2 protein-coding genes and 2 pseudogenes are annotated in these 1,479 nt (G+C 71.1%); 1 reads left to right on the top strand and 3 read right to left on the bottom strand.

The window, feature by feature from the left end:
• Nucleotides 1-224: pseudogene (locus tag ACFYOH_RS44790) on the top strand (hypothetical protein); the annotation flags it as partial.
• Nucleotides 225-473: 249 nt separating this feature from the next.
• On the opposite strand, the gene ACFYOH_RS44785 reads toward ACFYOH_RS44790, so the two are convergent.
• The 3 genes and pseudogenes from ACFYOH_RS44785 to ACFYOH_RS44775 all read right to left on the bottom strand — a co-directional run.
• Nucleotides 474-758 (bottom strand): hypothetical protein, encoded by a 285-nt coding sequence (locus ACFYOH_RS44785; protein ID WP_388638121.1) that lies wholly within the window; start codon nucleotides 756-758, stop codon nucleotides 474-476.
• Nucleotides 746-1,225, bottom strand: coding sequence for a hypothetical protein (locus tag ACFYOH_RS44780; RefSeq protein ID WP_388638118.1), 480 nt, complete (start codon nucleotides 1,223-1,225; stop codon nucleotides 746-748). Before ACFYOH_RS44780 ends, ACFYOH_RS44785 begins: the two co-directional genes overlap by 13 nt.
• A 12-nt stretch (nucleotides 1,226-1,237) precedes the next feature.
• Nucleotides 1,238-1,479: pseudogene (locus ACFYOH_RS44775) on the bottom strand (hypothetical protein); the annotation flags it as partial.

The raw sequence follows: 1,479 nt of genomic DNA, 5'->3' as shown, positions 1-1,479 counted from the left end.
GGGGCGAGAACGAGGACCTGGTCGGCGCCGCCGAGGCAGCCCAAATTCTCGGATACAGCAACGCCGACAGCTTCATCAGCGCACTCGGACACGGGTTCCTGCCCGACCTCGAGCAGCCCGACGGATACGAGTACAGGCGCGGCAGCGGCGGCCGCCCCCGCCAGCAGCGCTGGAAACGCTCCCGCCTCGAGAACCTGGCCGCCCGCCGCTCCGCACCCTCCTGACTGCGGCGCACCGGACCGCGCCGCAGGCGGGATACCGTAAGACCCGCGGCCTCTGGTTTAAGGGATCGACGAACTCCCGGCGAGCCAGACGCCGCACGATGGCCGGTATGGAGAGGCCAGCCACCTCTCCCCCGCAAAGCCCCACGGCTTCGCGGAACCGGCCATCGCTACCGATCCCCCAGATGTTCGGGGGCGTACGTTCTGAACGCCCCCGCCCTACCGGAGACGAGCCCCGGCCGTCAGGGCCGGTCAGCCCTGCAGCGCGAACCGCTCGAGAAGACGTGACTGCTGCTGGATGCCCAGGCCACGCACGCGACGGCTCTCGGAGATCCTCATCCCGTCGAGCGTGCAGCCGACCAGTGCGCAGATCGTCGCCCGCGTACAGGCCCGGGGAGGCCACAACCGACGTGACACGACCGTGAGCCCGCCGAGCTGAGCGGCTCGGCTGGCCAGCGCCCCGGTGCGGGCCGCGAACTCGCGGACGCCCTCGATACGGGTCGGCCCGTACAGCAGCCCGGCCGTCAGCGCCCGCAAGGCTGGCCGGCGAACCTCCTGCGGCCCTCCCGCTCGACCCGGCGCAGCGCAGCGCACGTCTGCTTGCCGTTCCCGAGCGCGTTCCACATGCGGGCGACGTCGGTCCACGCCCGCGCCCGCCGTTCCGCTGTCGGTATCCGGCCGATGTTCAGCCGATTCGCGACCGTCACCGCCTCGTCCGGCGTGCCCAGCGCGTTGAGGACGCTGATCCGGTAGGCGTCGACCTGCGTCCGGGTGGCTTCCACCGTGAACAGGCCCGGCACGGCCGGGTACCGCCCCGTCTCCTGCTCGGCTTCCTCCAACAACGACAGGGCAGTCGACCGGTCCCGGCCGGTCGCCGCCGAGTAAGCGCCGGTCAGCAGCAGCGTCGTACGAACGGCACCGGTGTGGTCGCGGGAGGCGTCCAGGTCCTCCGCCTCCTTGGTGAGCAGGTGCACCGCGGCCGTGAAGCGGCCCGAGCGGCGCATCGCGATCGCCAGTTACCGGGAGACCTCGCCGACAGCCACCGGGATACCGCTGCAGCGCGCGGCCGCCAGTGCCCGGTCGGCAACCACCCACGCCGCATCGGAGTGCTGCTTCGTCGCCAGCTCGGCCGCGAGCACGTACGAGCGGGCGAGCGCCAGGTCTGAGGCTGATCCTTTGGAGTGGACACCCTGACAATGGATCTTGATGGTCCAGGGAGGGATGTCCAGGTGGGACGTAAGTCTCCGTATCCGGAGGA

Origin of the sequence: Streptomyces sp. NPDC007856, assembly GCF_042868225.1 — a bacterium.
Classification (GTDB): domain Bacteria; phylum Actinomycetota; class Actinomycetes; order Streptomycetales; family Streptomycetaceae; genus Streptomyces.
The sequence above is the reverse complement of the archived record's forward strand: the minus strand, read 5'-3'. Positions and strand labels throughout refer to the sequence as shown.

Coding starts and splice junctions, on each gene's coding strand:
- ACFYOH_RS44780 (WP_388638118.1), bottom strand. CDS start 1,225: ATGCGCCGCTCGGGCCGCTTCACGGCCGCGGTGCACCTGCTCACCAAG.